This is a genomic window from Frigoribacterium sp. ME-P-080, from assembly GCF_030209595.1.
GTDB lineage: Bacteria > Actinomycetota > Actinomycetes > Actinomycetales > Microbacteriaceae > Frigoribacterium.
The window spans coordinates 654,198-668,532 of record NZ_JARVRR010000002.1 but is presented as its reverse complement, the minus strand read 5'-3'; the positions used below and the strand labels follow the sequence as shown (position 1 = coordinate 668,532).

Genomic DNA, 14,335 nt, shown 5'->3' with positions numbered 1-14,335 from the left:
CCGTGGGCGACGCACCCCGAGGGGCGTTCGCCGTCGAGACGACGGGCCTGACGAAGCAGTTCGGACGCCAGCGCGCCGTCGACGGAGTCGACCTCGCGGTGCCGCACGGCAGCGTCTACGGGTTCCTCGGTCCGAACGGCTCGGGCAAGACCAGCACGATCCGCATGTTGCTGGGGCTCACCTCGGCATCGAGCGGCGACATCAGGGTGCTCGGCGGGTCGATGCCCGACGACCTGCGCCGCGTGCTGCCCCGCGTCGGCGCCCTGGTCGAGGGCCCGGCGTTCTACCCGTTCCTCTCGGGCCGTGCGAACCTGCACCGCCTCGACTCGGGCGACCGCTCCGCCCCGGCCTCGACGCGACGCGCCCGGGTCGACGCCGCCCTCGACCGCGTCGGCCTCGGTCACGCGGCGTCGAAGAAGGCCCACGCCTACTCGCTCGGCATGAAGCAGCGCCTCGGCATCGCGAACGCCCTGCTGATGCCGCGGGACCTGCTGGTGCTCGACGAGCCCAGCAACGGCCTCGACCCGCAGGGCACGCGCGAGGTCCGCACCCTCATCCGTTCCCTGGCCGACGAGGGCACGACCGTCTTCGTCTCGAGCCACCTGCTCAGCGAGGTCGAGCAGATGTGCACGCACATCGGCGTGATGAGCGCCGGGCGGCTGCTGACCCAGGGCACGCTCGACGACCTGCGCGCGCTCGGCACGCACCGGGTCCGCCTGCTCACGCCCGATCCGGACGCCGCCCGCGACGTGCTCGTCCGCCTGGGGCTCTCCCCGGAGGCACGGGCACGGCCCGACGCGACGCCCGCGACCGCGGGTGGTGCGGTCGGCGTCGAGGCGGAGCTCGCGGTCGACGGGCTCTCGCCCGAGTCGGTCGTCGCGGCGCTCGTCGCCGCGGACGTGCGCGTCCGCGGGTTCGAGGTGGCCGGCGCCAGCCTCGAGGACCGGTTCGTCGACCTGACCGGGGAGGGCTTCGATGTCGCCGGCTGAGTCCACGGGCGCGCGTCCCGACGCCGCCCCCACCGTCGACCGCCCCCGGAGCGCGCTCGGCCTCGGCCTGCTGGGCAGCGAGCTGGCGGTGCTCTTCCGCCGCGTCCGCACGATCGCGCTGCTCGCCGCGCTGGCCCTCATCCCGGTGCTGCTCGCGGTCGCCGTGCGCGTCACGTCGTCCGACGGCGGCGGTGGTCGCGGGCCCGCCTTCCTCGGCGACATCACCCAGAACGGCCTCTTCGTCTCGCTCACCGCCCTCACGGTGGCGATCCCGCTCTTCCTCCCGCTGACCGTCGGCGTCGTCGCCGGCGACACGATCGCGGGCGAGGCGAGCCTCGGCACCCTGCGGTACCTGCTGGTGACGCCGGTGGGCCGGGTGCGCCTCCTGCTCGTCAAGTTCGCGGCGGCCGCGGCGTTCTGCCTCGCCGCCACGCTCGTGGTGGTCGTGTTCGGGGCGATCGCCGGGGCCGCGCTGTTCCCGGTCGGGCCGGTCACCCTGCTCTCCGGGCAGACGATCGGCCTGGGCGAGTACGCCCTGAGGCTGCTGCTGATGGCGCTCTACGTCACGATGTCGTTGCTCGGCCTGAGCGCCATCGGCCTGTTCGCCTCGACGCTGACGAGCGTGCCCGTCGGGGCCATGGCGGCCACGATCGTGCTCTCGACCGTCGCCCAGATCGTCGATGCGCTGCCGCAACTGGACGTCCTGGACCCCTGGTTGTTCACGCACCACTGGCTGGGATTCGCCGACCTCATGCGCGACCCGGTCTCGTGGGACTCGTTCGGCGCCAACGCCCTGCTGCAGGCCGGCTACGTCGTGGTCTTCGGTGCCCTGGCACTCGGCCGGTTCACCACGAAGGACGTCCTGAGCTGAGCCGTCGGCGCGCCCGTGTCGGCGGTCGCGGTTACCGTGGATCGGTGCTTTCCCGTACCCGCCGATCCCGCGTCCCCTCCCGCCCGTTCCGCCTGACCGTGGCGGCGTCGCTCGCCACCGTGGCCCTGCTCGCCGCGACCGGCTGCACGTCCACGTCGACCGACGACGCCGACGGGCGCACGGCCCTCGTCACCCACCAGCAGGAGGCGCCGGTCACGGTCGTCGGCGGTGCCACCGCCCCCGAGAGGGCGGTCGAGGCCAGCCGGGCGCTGTTCGCCTCCAGTCCGGTCGCGGTCCTGGCCGCGGACGGGGACGCGGCGGGCCAGGCGGAGGCGGCCCACGAGGCGGAGCGACTGGGCGTGCCCCTGCTGCTCGCCCCGGCGGGGGCGCCAGCGGCGTCGCCGTCCGCCGGCCCGTCGAGCGACAGCCCCTCGACCGGGCCGTCCGTCCTGGCGGCCGAGCTCGACCGGCTCGACGTCGAGACCGTGCTGGCGGTCGGCGACGTGGGGACGATCGACGGGGCGGGCGTCGAGATCGCGACCCGCGCCTCCTCGGTCGACGTGCCCGACCCGGCGACGCCCCTGGACGACGTCCTCGCCGTCGTGGCCGGAGCCGAGGACGTCGCGGCCACGGCCACCGCCCGGGCCGCGGGGGCCGAGGTCCAGGCCCTGCCCGAGGGGGTCGTCGACCTGCAGGCCTCCGGTGAGGCGATCGACGCCCTGCACGCCTCGACGACGACCGACACCGTCCTGATCGGCTCGTCCTTCTCGACCGTGCGCGACGCCGCGTGGTCGGTCGCGGCGGCCCGGTCCGGGGCACAGCTGCCCGGCGGCGGCCAACGGTTCTTCCCGGACCGGCGGTTCGTGGCGCTCTACGGCGCGCCCGGCACCGGGGCGCTCGGCGTCCTCGGCGAGCAGGACGTCGCCGCGACCGTGCAGCGTGCCGCCGACGTCGCGGCGAGCTACGACGCGGCGAGCGACCGCCCCGTGGTGCCGATGCTCGAGGTCATCGCGACGGTCGCCGCCGGTGCCGCCGGGGACGACGGCGACTACTCGAACGAGCTGTCGGTCGAGAGCATCGAGCCCTACGTGGACGCGGCCGCCGCCGCGGGGCAGTACGTGGTGATCGACCTGCAGCCGGGTCGGGCGGACTTCCTCAGCCAGGCGAAGCGCTACGAGTCGCTGCTCTCGCGGCCGAACGTCGGCTTGGCCCTCGACCCCGAATGGCGCCTCGAGGCCGACCAGGTGCCGTTGCGCCAGATCGGCGGGGTCGAGGCGGGCGAGGTGAACGCCGTGTCGACCTGGCTGGCCGACCTCGTGGCCTCGAAGGGTCTGCCGCCGAAGATGTTCGTGCTGCACCAGTTCCGACTCGACATGCTGCGCGACCGGGCGTCGATCGACACGTCGCGGCCCGAGCTGGCCACGCTGATCCACGCCGACGGTCAGGGCTCACAGCCCGACAAGCAGGCCACCTGGCGCGCGCTGCACGACGGCGCTCCGGCCGGGGTCGCCTGGGGCTGGAAGAACTTCTACGACGAGGACGTGCCCGTGCTGAGCCCCGAGCAGACGATGGCCGACGTGTCGCCGACGCCCGACCTCGTGACCTACCAGTAGCGCGCCACCCGGGTCGCCCCGGCGACCCGTGCGGACGATTCACCGGCAGGTGGACGAAGATGAGGAGTCCGAAACCGACCGATGGGAACGCAGCACCGTGGCCACGAACGACGAAGTCGACCTCATCATCGACGCCTGGGCCCGCGAGCGCCCCGACATCGACTTCGCACCCCTCGACGTCTTCTCGCGCCTCCGCCGCCTGTCGCGGCGCCTCGACCGGATCCGCAGCGAGGCGTTCGCCCATGCGGGCCTCGAGATCTGGGAGTTCGACGTGCTCTCGGCCCTCCGTCGGGCCGGCGACCCCTTCCAGCTCAGCCCGAAGCACCTCGTCACGGCGACCATGGTCACGAGCGGCACCATGACGAACCGACTCGACCGTCTGGTCGAGCGCGGCCTCGTCGAACGCCACGGCGACCCGAGCGACGGCCGCGGTGTGCTGGTGCGCGTGACCGAGGACGGCATCGCGCGGGTCGACGCCGCCATGCTGAGCCTGGTCGACGCCGAGAGCGCCCGGCTGCACTCGCTGTCACCCGCCCAGCAGGCCCAGCTCGCCGACCTGCTGCGGCTCGTCGGCGACGAGTTCAGCTAGCAGCGTCGCCGGTCGGGAGTCAGCTCGAGAACGCCGAACTCGGCAGGTCCTTCTCGCCGTCGACGATCGCCCGCACGATCCGCTCGGCCACCGCGTCGGGGTCGAGGGCCGCACCGAACGCCGGCGCCTTCCCGGCGACCGCCCGCGTGGCGAGACCGGTGTCGGTGTGCCCCGGGCGCGCGTCGAGCACGCGGATGCCGTCTCGCCGGTACTCGCGTCCGGCGGCCGACGCGAAGGACGCCAGGGCCGCCTTGGACGCCGAGTACGCGGCCATCCCCACGGTCGCGGCCTCGGACACGACGCCGCTGATCGTCACGACGAAGGGTTCGCGACCGGCCGCCGCGGACTCCGCGAGGGCGGCGTGCGCGGCGCGCACCAGACGGATGGGCCCGAGAGCGTTCGTCTCGACGAGTTCGTCGAGCGTGTCGTCGTCGAGGTCCTTCGCCGCTCCGAACGCGACGACGCCCGCGGCGACCACGACGCCGTCGAGGCGTCCGTGCTCGTCGAGCGCCGACCGGACCAGCGCCGCGCCTCCCGACCGGTCACGCAGGTCGGCGAGGTAGGCGCCGGGGCCCGAGAGCGACTCGGGTCGTCGGGCCGCGCGGACGACGACGGCCCCCTCGTCTTCGAGCATCGCCGCGAGACGCTGCCCCAGTCCGCCGGACGCACCGGCCACGAGCACCACGGCTCCGTCGAGATCGGTCATGCCGCCGACCCTACGCGCGCGTCCCGGGGGGACGCCGGGGCGAGGACCGCAGGAGGCGCGGGTCGCGTCAGGCGGACGCGCGCACCACCAGCTCGGTCGGCAACGTCATGGCGGCCGGCTTCTCGCCGTCGATGACCTGCAGGAGCAGGCGCACCATCTCGCTGCTGATGCGGTCGAACGGCTGACGCATGGTCGTGAGGGCCGGCGAGGTCGCGGTCGCGACGCTCGAGTCGTCGAAGCCCGCGACCGCGACGTCGTCGGGTACGAGCCGCCCCGCGGCCGTCAGGGCGTCGATCGCCCCGGCGGCCATGCGGTCGTTGGCGGCGAAGACGGCGTCGAGGTCCGGCCGTTCGGCGAGCAGGGACTGCATCGCGACGCGGCCGCTCTCACGCCCGTAGTCACCGTGGCGCACGAGCGCGTCGTCGGCGTCGTCGCCCAGCTCGGCCCGGTAGCCCTCGAGGCGGGTGATGCCGCCGGGGGTGTCGGCGGGGCCGGCGATCGTGGCGATGTGCCTGCGCCCCAGGCCGCGGAGGTACGCGACCATCTCGCGCGCGCCCTCGCGGTCGTCGGCGGCCACCCACCCCATCTTCTTCTCGTGGCCGATCGGGATGCCGCAGGCGATCGCGGGGACCCCCGACTCGACCACGTCGGCGAGCAGCCTTCCGCCGCTGTGCGCGGAGACGAGCAGGACGCCGTCGACGTGCCCGGCCCCGATGTAGGCCAACGCCCGCTGCTGTTCGGCAGGCGACCCGGCCATGATCAGCACGAGCGAGACGTCGCGCTCGGCGAGCGCCGAGGCCGCCCCCCTCAGCAGGATGGAGAAGTTCGGGTCCTCGAAGAGCTGTTCGTGGTCCTCGGTGAGCAGGAAGGCGACCGAGCCGGTGCGGTTCGTCGCGAGGCTGCGCGCGTGCGGGTTGACGCGGTACCCGGTGGCCTTGATGGCGGCGTCGACCGCGGTCTTGGCCTCGGGGCTGACCCACCGGCCGCCGTTCAGGGCCCGCGACACCGTGCCCCGCGAGACGCCGGCGGCGGTCGCGACGTCGTCGATGGTCGGTCGGCCGCGGCCGGTCGTGCTGCTCACGCGGCCAGCATAGGGTGCGGCGACCGCCGGGCCGGCGGTGCGCTCCGCCCCGCCGGCACGACCGGTCGTCCAGGCCGCACTACTTGACCGCGCCGGCCGCGAGGTCGACCTTCCAGAACCGCTGCAGCACGAGGAAGATCGCGATGAGCGGGATCACCGAGAGCAGGGCACCCGTGATGACGAGCGTGTACAACGCCGGCGCCGAGGCCCCCTGGTTGAGCAGCCCGTTGAGTCCCACCGTGAGCGGGAACAGCGAGTCGTCGCCGAGCATGATGTACGGCAGCATGAAGTTGTTCCAGATGGCGACGAACTGGAACAGGAAGATCGTCACGAGCCCGGGCAGCAGCATCGGCACGGCGATCCTCGAGAAGATGCCCATCTCGCGGGCCCCCTCGGTGCGCGCGGCCTCGATCACGTCGGTGGGCACGGCGGCCGCGGCGTAGATGCGGGCGAGGTAGATGCCGTAGGGGCTGATGATCTGCGGCAGCAGCACGCCCCAGAAGGTGTTGGTCAGGCCGACGTTCGCGAGCAGGAAGTACTGCGGGATCGCCAGGATGACGCCGGGCACGAGCACGCCCATCAGCAGCACGTTGAAGACGACCTTCTTGCCCGGGAACTCGAACTTCGCGAGCACGTAGCCCGAGAGCGCCGAGACGAAGGTCGAGGCGATCGCGCCGATGCCGGCGTAGAGGGCCGTGTTGAGCATCCATCGCCAGAACAGCCCGTCGCGGTACTGCGTCAGGGCGACGACGTTGTCGAGCAGGTGACCGCTCGGCGCCAGGGTGAAGGTCGAGAAGAGCTCACCGCCGTCCTTGGTCGAGGCCATGACGACCCAGAGCACCGGGAACAGGCAGTAGACGGCGCCGATCAGCAGCAGCACCGTCGAGACGACGCTCGGCCGTTCGGCGTGCAGGCGCGGTGCGGACGGGTCGCGCGGCACCCTGCCCGAGGGGCGGCGGCCCGTCGAGGAGGCGCGGGTCGGGTCGGGCACCGGGGCCGTGGCGTCTCGGGAGCCGTCGAGGTCGATGGTGGTCATGGTCAGTCCTCCTGGCCGAATGCGCGCTTCTGGACGACCCGGAGGAAGAAGAAGCTGACGATGAAGGTGGCGAGCGCGATGACGACCGAGGTCGCCGCCGCCGAGTAGATGTCGTCGCGGGTGAAGGCGTCGCGGTAGACGAGCATGAGCGGCGACCAGCTGGTCGACAGGCTGTTCGTGAGCGGACGGAGGGTGGTCGGCTCGGCGAACACCTGCAGGGTGGCCACCATCGAGAACAGCGCGGTCATGACGAGCGCCGGCGCGACCATGGGGATCTTGATGCGCAGGGCGATCTGCACCTCGCTGGCACCGTCGAGGCGGGCGGCCTCGTAGACGTCGGTCGGGACGGCCTTGAGCGAGGTGTAGATGACGATCATGTTGAAGCCGACACCGCCCCAGAGGGCGATGTTGGCGATCGCGAACAGCACGGTTCCCGAGCCGAGCACCCCGTCGACGTCCCAGCCGAGCCGGTCGAACACGTAGTAGAAGGGGCTCACGGCCGGGAGGTAGAGGAAGCCCCAGAGCAGTGAGCTGATCACGGCGGGCACCGCGTAGGGCAGGAAGATGGAGACCCGCGAGAAGGCGGTGGCCCGCGTGCGCTTCGAGTCGAGCAGCAGGGCGAAGAGCAGCGCGAGGCCGAGCATGCACGGGATCAGCACGACGCCGTAGAGCAGGACGCGACCGACGCTGGAGGCGAACTCGGGGTCGGTCAGCGAACCGACGTAGTTCTCGAACCCGGCGAACACCTGGCTCTCGCCGCCCGAGCCGAGCCCCAGGCCGACGACCTGCTTCTTCTGGAAGCTGAGGAACAGCGTGTAGACGATGGGCGCCGCCATGAACAGCACGAAGAGCACGATGCCGGGGGCCAGCATGGCGTAGGGGGTCAGCACCCGCGTGCGGAAGCTGCCGTTGCCCTTGCGGGTCGCCGGGCGGGGCGCCTCGCGGCCGGCCGACGACGGCGGAGGGCCGGCCCCGTCGGTTCGCGGGCTGAGGGGGGTGAGGGTGTCGGCCATGCCGTGTCCTTGGGTCGAGACGGGTGTGACGGAGGGGTGACGGGGCGGGCGGGGCGACCCCGGCCGCCCCGCCCGATGTCGCTACTTGACCGAGAAGCCGCTCTTGGTCAGGTCGTCGACGGTGATCTTCTGCATGGCCGCGACCGCGTCCTCGAAGGCCGCCTGCGTCTTGGCGTCGGCCGCCTTGGCGAACTCGTCGTTGTAGGCGCTGAAGGCCACGTTGACGTTCGGGCCGTAGGTGAACGGCTGCACCGACTCGGACGCCTCGGCGGCGATGTCGTAGAAGTCGTCCTGCTGGCTGAAGAACTCGGGGCTTGTGGTCAGCGCGTCCGAGGCCGCGTCGGTGGCCGCCGGGTAGACGCCGGCGATGTCGGCGAGCGCCGCCACGGCCGTGGGGTCGGTGTTGAGCCACGTCGCGAACTCGACCGCCGCCTCCTTGTGCTCGGACTGGGTCGTGACGGCCGTGGTCGAGCCGCCCCAGTTGCCGTCCGCCGGCTTCGAGGCGTCCCACTGCGGCATCGGGGCCGCGGTCCACTTGCCGGCGGTGTCGGGGGCGTTGCCGCCCAGCACGCCCGGCGCCCAGACCGAGCTGATCCAGCCGACCTGGCTGCCGTCGTTCAGACCGGCGTTCCACTCGGGCGTGTACATCGGCTTGTTGTCGATCGCTCCGCTCTCGACGAGCCCGCCCCAGTACGAGGCGACCTTCTCCGTCGGGCCGCCCTCGATGTCGACGCCCCAGCTGTCGCCGTCGATCGACCACCACGAGGCACCGGCCTGCTGCGTGAGGCCGGCGAACCAGCCGGCGTCGTTGGCCGAGAAGGTGCCGAGGTACTTCGTCGGGTCGGCGGCGTGGAGCTTCGTGGCGACGTCGGCGTACTCGTCCCACGTGGTCGGGACGCTCAGGCCGTACTGGTCGAGGACGTCGGTGCGGTAGTACGCCATCATCGGGCCGGAGTCCTGCGGGATGGCGTAGACGCCGTCACCGCCGAGGGTCACCGACGACCAGGTGCCCTCCGAGAAGTCGCCTTCGAGGTCGGCGGCGCCCTGGTCGGAGATGTCGGCGAGCGCGTCCGAGGACACGAGCGTCGGGATCTTCTGGTACTCGGCCTGGATCAGGTCCGGCGCGCCGCTCCCGGCCTTGATGGCGGTGAGCAGCTTGGTGATGGCCGGGTCTCCGCCGTCCTGTTTGTTGACGGTGACCTGGATGTCGGGGTTGTCCTGGTTCCAGAGGTCGACGACCTTGTCGAGGTTCGGGGCCCAGGCCCAGTAGCTGAGCTCGACGGGACCGTCGTCGGCCGCGCCTCCCCCGGCGCCGGAGCACCCGGCGGTGAGCAGTAGGGCGGCGGTCGCGACCGTGGCGACACCGAGACGGCGGAATGAGCTGCGCATTCGTCCTCCTTGAGGAAAGCAAGAGCTGTGGTGGGGGCGGGACAGCGCGTGCTTCGGAGAACCACGTCGCTGTGCCTGTGAGCGGTTACAGTTACGCACAGCAGTTTTCGCTTGTCAACACCGTTACGGGCCCTTTCGCCGCTCGATACCGGTGTGTTACAACTGGGAGCGCACACAGTCAAAGGAGATCACCGCATGTCACTCGAGCTCGACGCCCGACCCACGCCCCAGGCCACCACGACCTGGCTGCCCGGCCGAGCCGACCTGCGCTACGGCGGCGACTACAACCCCGAACAGTGGCCGCGCGAGGTCTGGCTCGAGGACATCGCCCTGATGAAGCAGGCGGGCGTCAACCTGGTCAGCGTCGGCATCTTCTCGTGGGCCCTGCTCGAACCCCGCGAGGGCGAGTACGACTTCGGTTTCCTCGACGACATCCTGGGCCTGCTGCACGACGCCGACATCGACGTCGACCTCGCCACCCCGACGACCGTCCCGCCGGCCTGGTTCTGGAAGGCCTACCCCGACTCCCACCCGGTCACGCGGGACGGCGTCACCCTGGGTCGCGGCTCCCGCGGCATGGTCAGCCCGAGCAGCCCCGACTACCGCCGGGCGGCCCTCGCGATCACCGAGCGGCTGGCCGAGCGCTACGCGAACCACCCCGCGGTCGTGCTCTGGCACGTCCACAACGAGTACGGCGCCCCGATCAGCGAGGACTACGGCCCCCACTCGGTGCTCGCCTTCCGCACCTGGCTCGAGGAGAAGTACGTCACCCTCGACGCGCTCAACGAGGCCTGGGGCACCCGCTTCTGGGGCCAGACCTACGGCGAGTGGGACGAGATCGACGCCCCGCGCACCTCGGCCACGGTCGTGAACCAGACCTCGCGCCTCGACTTCGCCCGCTTCACCTCCGACGCCCTGCTGGCTTGCTTCACCGCCGAACGCGACGCGATCAAACGACACGCGCCGCACCTCCCGGTCACCACGAACTTCATGGCCACCAACTGCCCCTCCATCGACTACTGGAGGTGGGCCCGCGAGGTCGACGTCGTCGCGAACGACCACTACCTCGTGGCCGAGCGCCGCGACAACCACGTGCTGCTCGCCATGGACGCCGACCTCACCCGTTCGCTCGCCGGCGGTGCCCCGTGGATGCTGATGGAGCACTCGACCTCGGCCGTCAACTGGCAACCACGCAACATCGCCAAGCGCCCCGGCGAGCTCGCCCGGAACGCCGCGAGCCACCTGGCCCGGGGCGCCGACGCGATCCTGTTCTTCCAGTTCCGGGCGTCGCGGTACGGCGCCGAGAAGTTCCACTCCGCGATGCTGCCGCACGCCGGCACCTCGACCCGCACCTGGCGCGAGGTCGTCGACTTCGGCGCCGACCTGGGTCGGCTCTCGGCCGTCCGCGGCAGCCGGGTGGAGGCGCGGGTCGCGATCCTCTGGGACGTCGAGTCCTTCTGGGCCCACGACCTCGAATGGCGGCCGTCGGTCGAACTCCAGCACCGCGAGCGCGTCGTCGCCTGGTACTCCGCCCTGTGGCAGCTCGGCGTGACGGTGGACTTCCGCCACCCGCACGACGACCTGTCGGGCTACGACCTCGTGCTCGCGCCCTCGCTGTACCTGGCCGACCGGCGGACGACCGACGGCCTCGGCGCGTTCGTCCGCGAGGGCGGCACCTTCGTCGCGTCGTACTTCTCGGGCGTCGTCGACGAGAACGACACCGTCCACGCCGGTGGTGCACCCGGCGCCCTGCGCGAGGTGCTCGGCCTCTCGGTGCCCGAGTTCCTGCCCCTGTACGCCGACCAGGTCGTCACCCTCGACGACGGCACGACGGGCACGGGCTGGTCCGACGACATCGTGCTCGAGGGCGCCGTGGCGGTCGCGAGCTACGTCGACGGCCCGGCGGCGGGAGGTCCGGCGGTCACCCGCCACGCCCACGGCGACGGCTCGGCCTGGTACGTCTCGACGCGCACGACCGGGGCCGACCTCGAGGGTCTCGTCCGGTCGGTGCTCGACGACGCCGGGGTGCCGCTGCCGGTGGACCACCCCGAGGGGCTCGAGGTCGTCGTGCGCCACGGGGACGACGTCGACTTCACCTTCCTGGTCAACCACGCCGAGACCGCGACCGACGTCGTGGTCGGTCAGGGCACCGAGCTGATCACCGGCGACGCCGTCGACGGCCGCGTGGGCGTCCCCGCCGGTGCGGTCCGCGTCGTGAGCCGCCCGCGCGGCTGAGCCGCGACGCGAGGCGACCGCAGGAGGCGCGGTGCCGGCGTCGAGACCGGCACCGCGCCTCCTGCGCCCCACCGTCCCGAACCCCGTACCGCCCCCGCAGCACCCCGCCACACCGATCGTCAAGGAGGACGACGCGATGACACGACCCACCACCACACCCCGGCCCCCCGTCGACCGGAGGGGCCGGCGCGGTCTCGCCGTCGGCGCCGCCCTCGCCACGGCGGCCCTGGGAGCCGGCCTGCTGTCGGGCGCCCCCGCGACCGCGGTGCCCGGCGGCCCGGCTCCTCGCCCCGTCGTCGTGCAGGACCCCGGCTTCGAGGACGGCGCGACGGGCTGGGTCTCGAAGGGGTCGGGCACCACGACGCTCGAGGCGGGTGGGCACGACTCGGCCACGCGCCTGACGCACGTGCTGCCGACGGCCGGCACGGCCACGACCAGCCAGAAGCTCAAGAAGGTGACGCCCGGGTGGTGGACCTTCTCGGCCTGGGTGAAGAGCGGTGGCGGCCTGGCCTCGAGCACGCTGTCGCTGACCGGGTGCGGCACCGGCGCGAGCAAGGACGCCGCGGCGACGACGGTGATCCCCTCGACCGAGTCCGACGACGGGTGGCTGCGCCTCTCGGTCTCGGCCGAGGTGACGCACAGCCAGTGCACTCCGACGTTCACCACGAGTGGTGCGGCCGGTGCCTGGGCGAGCATCGACGACGTCACCGTCACGCCCGGGCGGGTGACGCGCGACGTGCGGGGTGCCGACCTGTCGGGTCTGCCCCGCAACGAGGATCGCGGAGCCGTCTACCTCGACGCCGCCGGCCGCCCCACCGACCCGGTGACGCAGCTGGCGGACCACGGGGCGAACATGGTGCGGCTGAAGGTCTGGGTCGACCCGACCGACGGCTACAACGACCAGGACGACGTCGTCGCGATGGCGGCGCGGGCGAAGGCGGCGGGCATGCAGCTGCTCGTGGACTTCCACTACAGCGACCGGTGGACCGACCCGGGCGCCCAGACCATGCCGAGGGCCTGGCTCGGACTGAGCGCCCCCGAGGTCGCCGCGAGGATCCACGACCACACCCGCAGCGTGCTCGACGCCCTCGCCGCCGAGGGCATCACGGCGGACGCCGTGCAGGTCGGCAACGAGATCAACCCCGGCATGGTCTGGCCGCTGGGCCAGACCTGGGACGTCGACCCGAGCGACGGCGTCAGCGGCGCACAGTGGAGCAACCTGGCCATGTTCCTCACGGCCGGAGCGACGGCGGTGAAGGAGGCCTCGCCCACGTCGCAGGTCGTGCTGCACCTGACCAACATCAACGCCGGCGTCGACGGCCTCACCTGGTGGTTCGACGAGGCGACCTCACGCGGCGTGCCGTTCGACCTGATCGGCCTGTCGTACTACGGCTACTGGCACGGCGGACTGTCGGGCATGCAGCAGGCGGTCACGACGCTGTCCGAGCGCTACGACCGCGACGTGCTGATCGTCGAGACGTCGTACCCCTGGACGCTCGAGGACGACCCCGACCACCTCTGGGAGAACGTCGTCGTCGACCCGTCGCAGCTCGTCGCGGGCTACCCCGCGACGCCCGAGGGGCAGGCCGCGAACTTCCGTGCGATCCAGGACGTCGTGGCCTCGGCCCCGGGCGGCCGCGGAATCGGCGTCGTCGCGTGGGAACCCGCGTGGACCGCGGTCGACGGTGCCGGATGGGACCCGGACGACCCGACCTCGGGCAACGCGTGGGAGAACCAGGCGATGTGGGACCACGACGGTCGCCCGCTGCCCGCACTCGACGAGTACGCGGCCGACTGAACCGGGCGAACGACGGGTGATCCGGCGGGCGGTGGTCGGCGCGGCACCCGGTCTCCCCCCATAGTGGGCACATGCCCCGCACGCCCGAGCCCCTGGCACGCCTCTCCCGTCGAACGGTCCTGCTCGGCGTCGGCGGCGTCGCCGTCCTCGGGACGGCCGCCGTCGCCCTCGGGTTGCGTTCCGCGCGACTGAGCGAGGAGGCGCCGGTCACCCGAGCCGCGCCTCCTCGGCCCGTCGACACCCTCCTGGCGGCTCGACCCTCCACCGTCGCCCACCGCGGCGGGTCCGGCGACTGGCCCGAGATGTCGATGTTCGCCTACCGGCAGTCGGTCGCCGCCGGGGTGGACGGGCTCGAGGTGTCGCTCTCCCGCACCTCGGACGGCGTCTGGTTCGGACTGCACGACGAGACCCTCGACCGCACCTCGGGCACGACCGGGTTCGTCCCCGCCGACCACACGTGGAGCGAGGTGCAGCAGTACCGCATCTCGGCGGCCGAGACGAACGACCCCGAGCAGTCCGACCAGCCGTACGCCCGCTTCGACGACATCGTGCGCGAGTTCGGCCGCGAACACGCCCTGTTCGTCGACCCGAAGTACGTCGACCCCCGCTTCTACCCCGAGCTGTTCGAGATCGCGTGGATGCAGCTCGGAACGTCCGAGGTGGCGCAGACCTTCGTCGGCAAGGGGTACTGCACGCAGACCGAGTGGGGCGACCTCGCCGCCTCCGAAGGGTGCGCGACCTGGGGGTACTACTACGCCGACGAGCTGGCGGACGACCCCGAGCTGCTCACCCGGACCTCCGCCAGCTGGAGCATGCTGGGCCTCGACTGGTCCGCCCCGGCCGCGACCTGGGCGACGATGACGGCCACCGGCAAGCCGGTCCTCGGCCACATCGTGTCCGACCTGGACGCCGCTCGCGCCGCACTCGACGGGGGTGCGTCCGGGCTCGTCGTCTCAGGCGTCGCCGAGGTCGTCCGGCAGCTGACGACCGAGGGCTGAGCCCGGCCGCACGCGGA

General features: G+C 72.5%; 12 protein-coding genes. 7 read left to right on the top strand and 5 right to left on the bottom strand.

Going from position 1 to position 14,335, the window contains the following annotated elements:
• Positions 1 to 2 precede the first annotated feature (2 nt).
• The 4 genes from QRN23_RS04630 to QRN23_RS04615 all read left to right on the top strand — a co-directional run bounded on the left by QRN23_RS04630 (position 3) and on the right by QRN23_RS04615 (position 4,062).
• Entirely contained in the window at positions 3 to 989 is a 987-nt protein-coding gene (locus QRN23_RS04630) for an ABC transporter ATP-binding protein (RefSeq protein ID WP_056048734.1), read from the top strand.
• Positions 976 to 1,860, top strand: coding sequence for an ABC transporter permease (locus tag QRN23_RS04625; RefSeq protein ID WP_056048738.1), 885 nt, complete (start codon positions 976 to 978; stop codon positions 1,858 to 1,860). Before QRN23_RS04630 ends, QRN23_RS04625 begins: the two co-directional genes overlap by 14 nt.
• 44 nt (positions 1,861 to 1,904) lie before the next feature.
• Positions 1,905 to 3,473, top strand: a complete 1,569-nt coding sequence (locus tag QRN23_RS04620; RefSeq protein ID WP_285062729.1) for a hypothetical protein — start codon at positions 1,905 to 1,907, stop codon at positions 3,471 to 3,473.
• A 97-nt stretch (positions 3,474 to 3,570) separates the two neighbouring features.
• Positions 3,571 to 4,062, top strand: a complete 492-nt coding sequence (locus QRN23_RS04615) for a MarR family winged helix-turn-helix transcriptional regulator (protein ID WP_043596034.1) — start codon at positions 3,571 to 3,573, stop codon at positions 4,060 to 4,062.
• 19 nt (positions 4,063 to 4,081) lie between these two features.
• Here QRN23_RS04615 and QRN23_RS04610 read toward each other — a convergent pair whose 3' ends face one another.
• The 5 genes from QRN23_RS04610 to QRN23_RS04590 all read right to left on the bottom strand — a co-directional run bounded on the left by QRN23_RS04610 (position 4,082) and on the right by QRN23_RS04590 (position 9,287).
• Positions 4,082 to 4,768, bottom strand: a complete 687-nt coding sequence (locus QRN23_RS04610) for an SDR family NAD(P)-dependent oxidoreductase (protein ID WP_159825683.1) — start codon at positions 4,766 to 4,768, stop codon at positions 4,082 to 4,084.
• 67 nt (positions 4,769 to 4,835) lie between these two features.
• Complete coding sequence (locus tag QRN23_RS04605) at positions 4,836 to 5,849, bottom strand: LacI family DNA-binding transcriptional regulator (RefSeq protein WP_056048744.1); 1,014 nt, start codon at positions 5,847 to 5,849, stop codon at positions 4,836 to 4,838.
• Between the two features lie 79 nt (positions 5,850 to 5,928).
• Complete coding sequence (locus QRN23_RS04600; RefSeq protein WP_285062728.1) at positions 5,929 to 6,885, bottom strand: carbohydrate ABC transporter permease; 957 nt, start codon at positions 6,883 to 6,885, stop codon at positions 5,929 to 5,931.
• Between the two features lie 2 nt (positions 6,886 to 6,887).
• Positions 6,888 to 7,898, bottom strand: coding sequence for a carbohydrate ABC transporter permease (locus QRN23_RS04595; RefSeq protein WP_123571571.1), 1,011 nt, complete (start codon positions 7,896 to 7,898; stop codon positions 6,888 to 6,890).
• Positions 7,899 to 7,979: 81 nt separating this feature from the next.
• Positions 7,980 to 9,287: an ABC transporter substrate-binding protein gene (locus QRN23_RS04590; protein WP_173152794.1), complete on the bottom strand. Its 1,308-nt coding sequence runs from the start codon at positions 9,285 to 9,287 to the stop codon at positions 7,980 to 7,982.
• Positions 9,288 to 9,482: 195 nt separating this feature from the next.
• On the opposite strand from QRN23_RS04590, the gene QRN23_RS04585 reads away from it, so the two are divergent.
• The 3 genes from QRN23_RS04585 (at position 9,483) to QRN23_RS04575 (ending at position 14,318) form a co-directional block, all read left to right on the top strand.
• Positions 9,483 to 11,522 carry a beta-galactosidase gene (locus tag QRN23_RS04585; RefSeq protein ID WP_285062727.1) on the top strand — a complete coding sequence of 680 codons (2,040 nt, stop codon included), beginning with the start codon at positions 9,483 to 9,485 and terminating at the stop codon, positions 11,520 to 11,522.
• 136 nt (positions 11,523 to 11,658) lie between these two features.
• Positions 11,659 to 13,320 (top strand): glycoside hydrolase family 53 protein, encoded by a 1,662-nt coding sequence (locus QRN23_RS04580; protein WP_285062726.1) that lies wholly within the window; start codon positions 11,659 to 11,661, stop codon positions 13,318 to 13,320.
• Positions 13,321 to 13,391: 71 nt separating this feature from the next.
• Complete coding sequence (locus QRN23_RS04575; protein ID WP_285062725.1) at positions 13,392 to 14,318, top strand: glycerophosphodiester phosphodiesterase; 927 nt, start codon at positions 13,392 to 13,394, stop codon at positions 14,316 to 14,318.
• Positions 14,319 to 14,335: the final 17 nt, after the last annotated feature.

Coding starts and splice junctions, on each gene's coding strand:
- QRN23_RS04625 (WP_056048738.1), top strand. CDS start 976: ATGTCGCCGGCTGAGTCCACGGGCGCGCGTCCCGACGCCGCCCCCACC.
- QRN23_RS04610 (WP_159825683.1), bottom strand. CDS start 4,768: ATGACCGATCTCGACGGAGCCGTGGTGCTCGTGGCCGGTGCGTCCGGC.
- QRN23_RS04600 (WP_285062728.1), bottom strand. CDS start 6,885: ATGACCACCATCGACCTCGACGGCTCCCGAGACGCCACGGCCCCGGTG.
- QRN23_RS04595 (WP_123571571.1), bottom strand. CDS start 7,898: ATGGCCGACACCCTCACCCCCCTCAGCCCGCGAACCGACGGGGCCGGC.
- QRN23_RS04590 (WP_173152794.1), bottom strand. CDS start 9,287: ATGCGCAGCTCATTCCGCCGTCTCGGTGTCGCCACGGTCGCGACCGCC.
- QRN23_RS04585 (WP_285062727.1), top strand. CDS start 9,483: ATGTCACTCGAGCTCGACGCCCGACCCACGCCCCAGGCCACCACGACC.
- QRN23_RS04580 (WP_285062726.1), top strand. CDS start 11,659: ATGACACGACCCACCACCACACCCCGGCCCCCCGTCGACCGGAGGGGC.
- QRN23_RS04575 (WP_285062725.1), top strand. CDS start 13,392: ATGCCCCGCACGCCCGAGCCCCTGGCACGCCTCTCCCGTCGAACGGTC.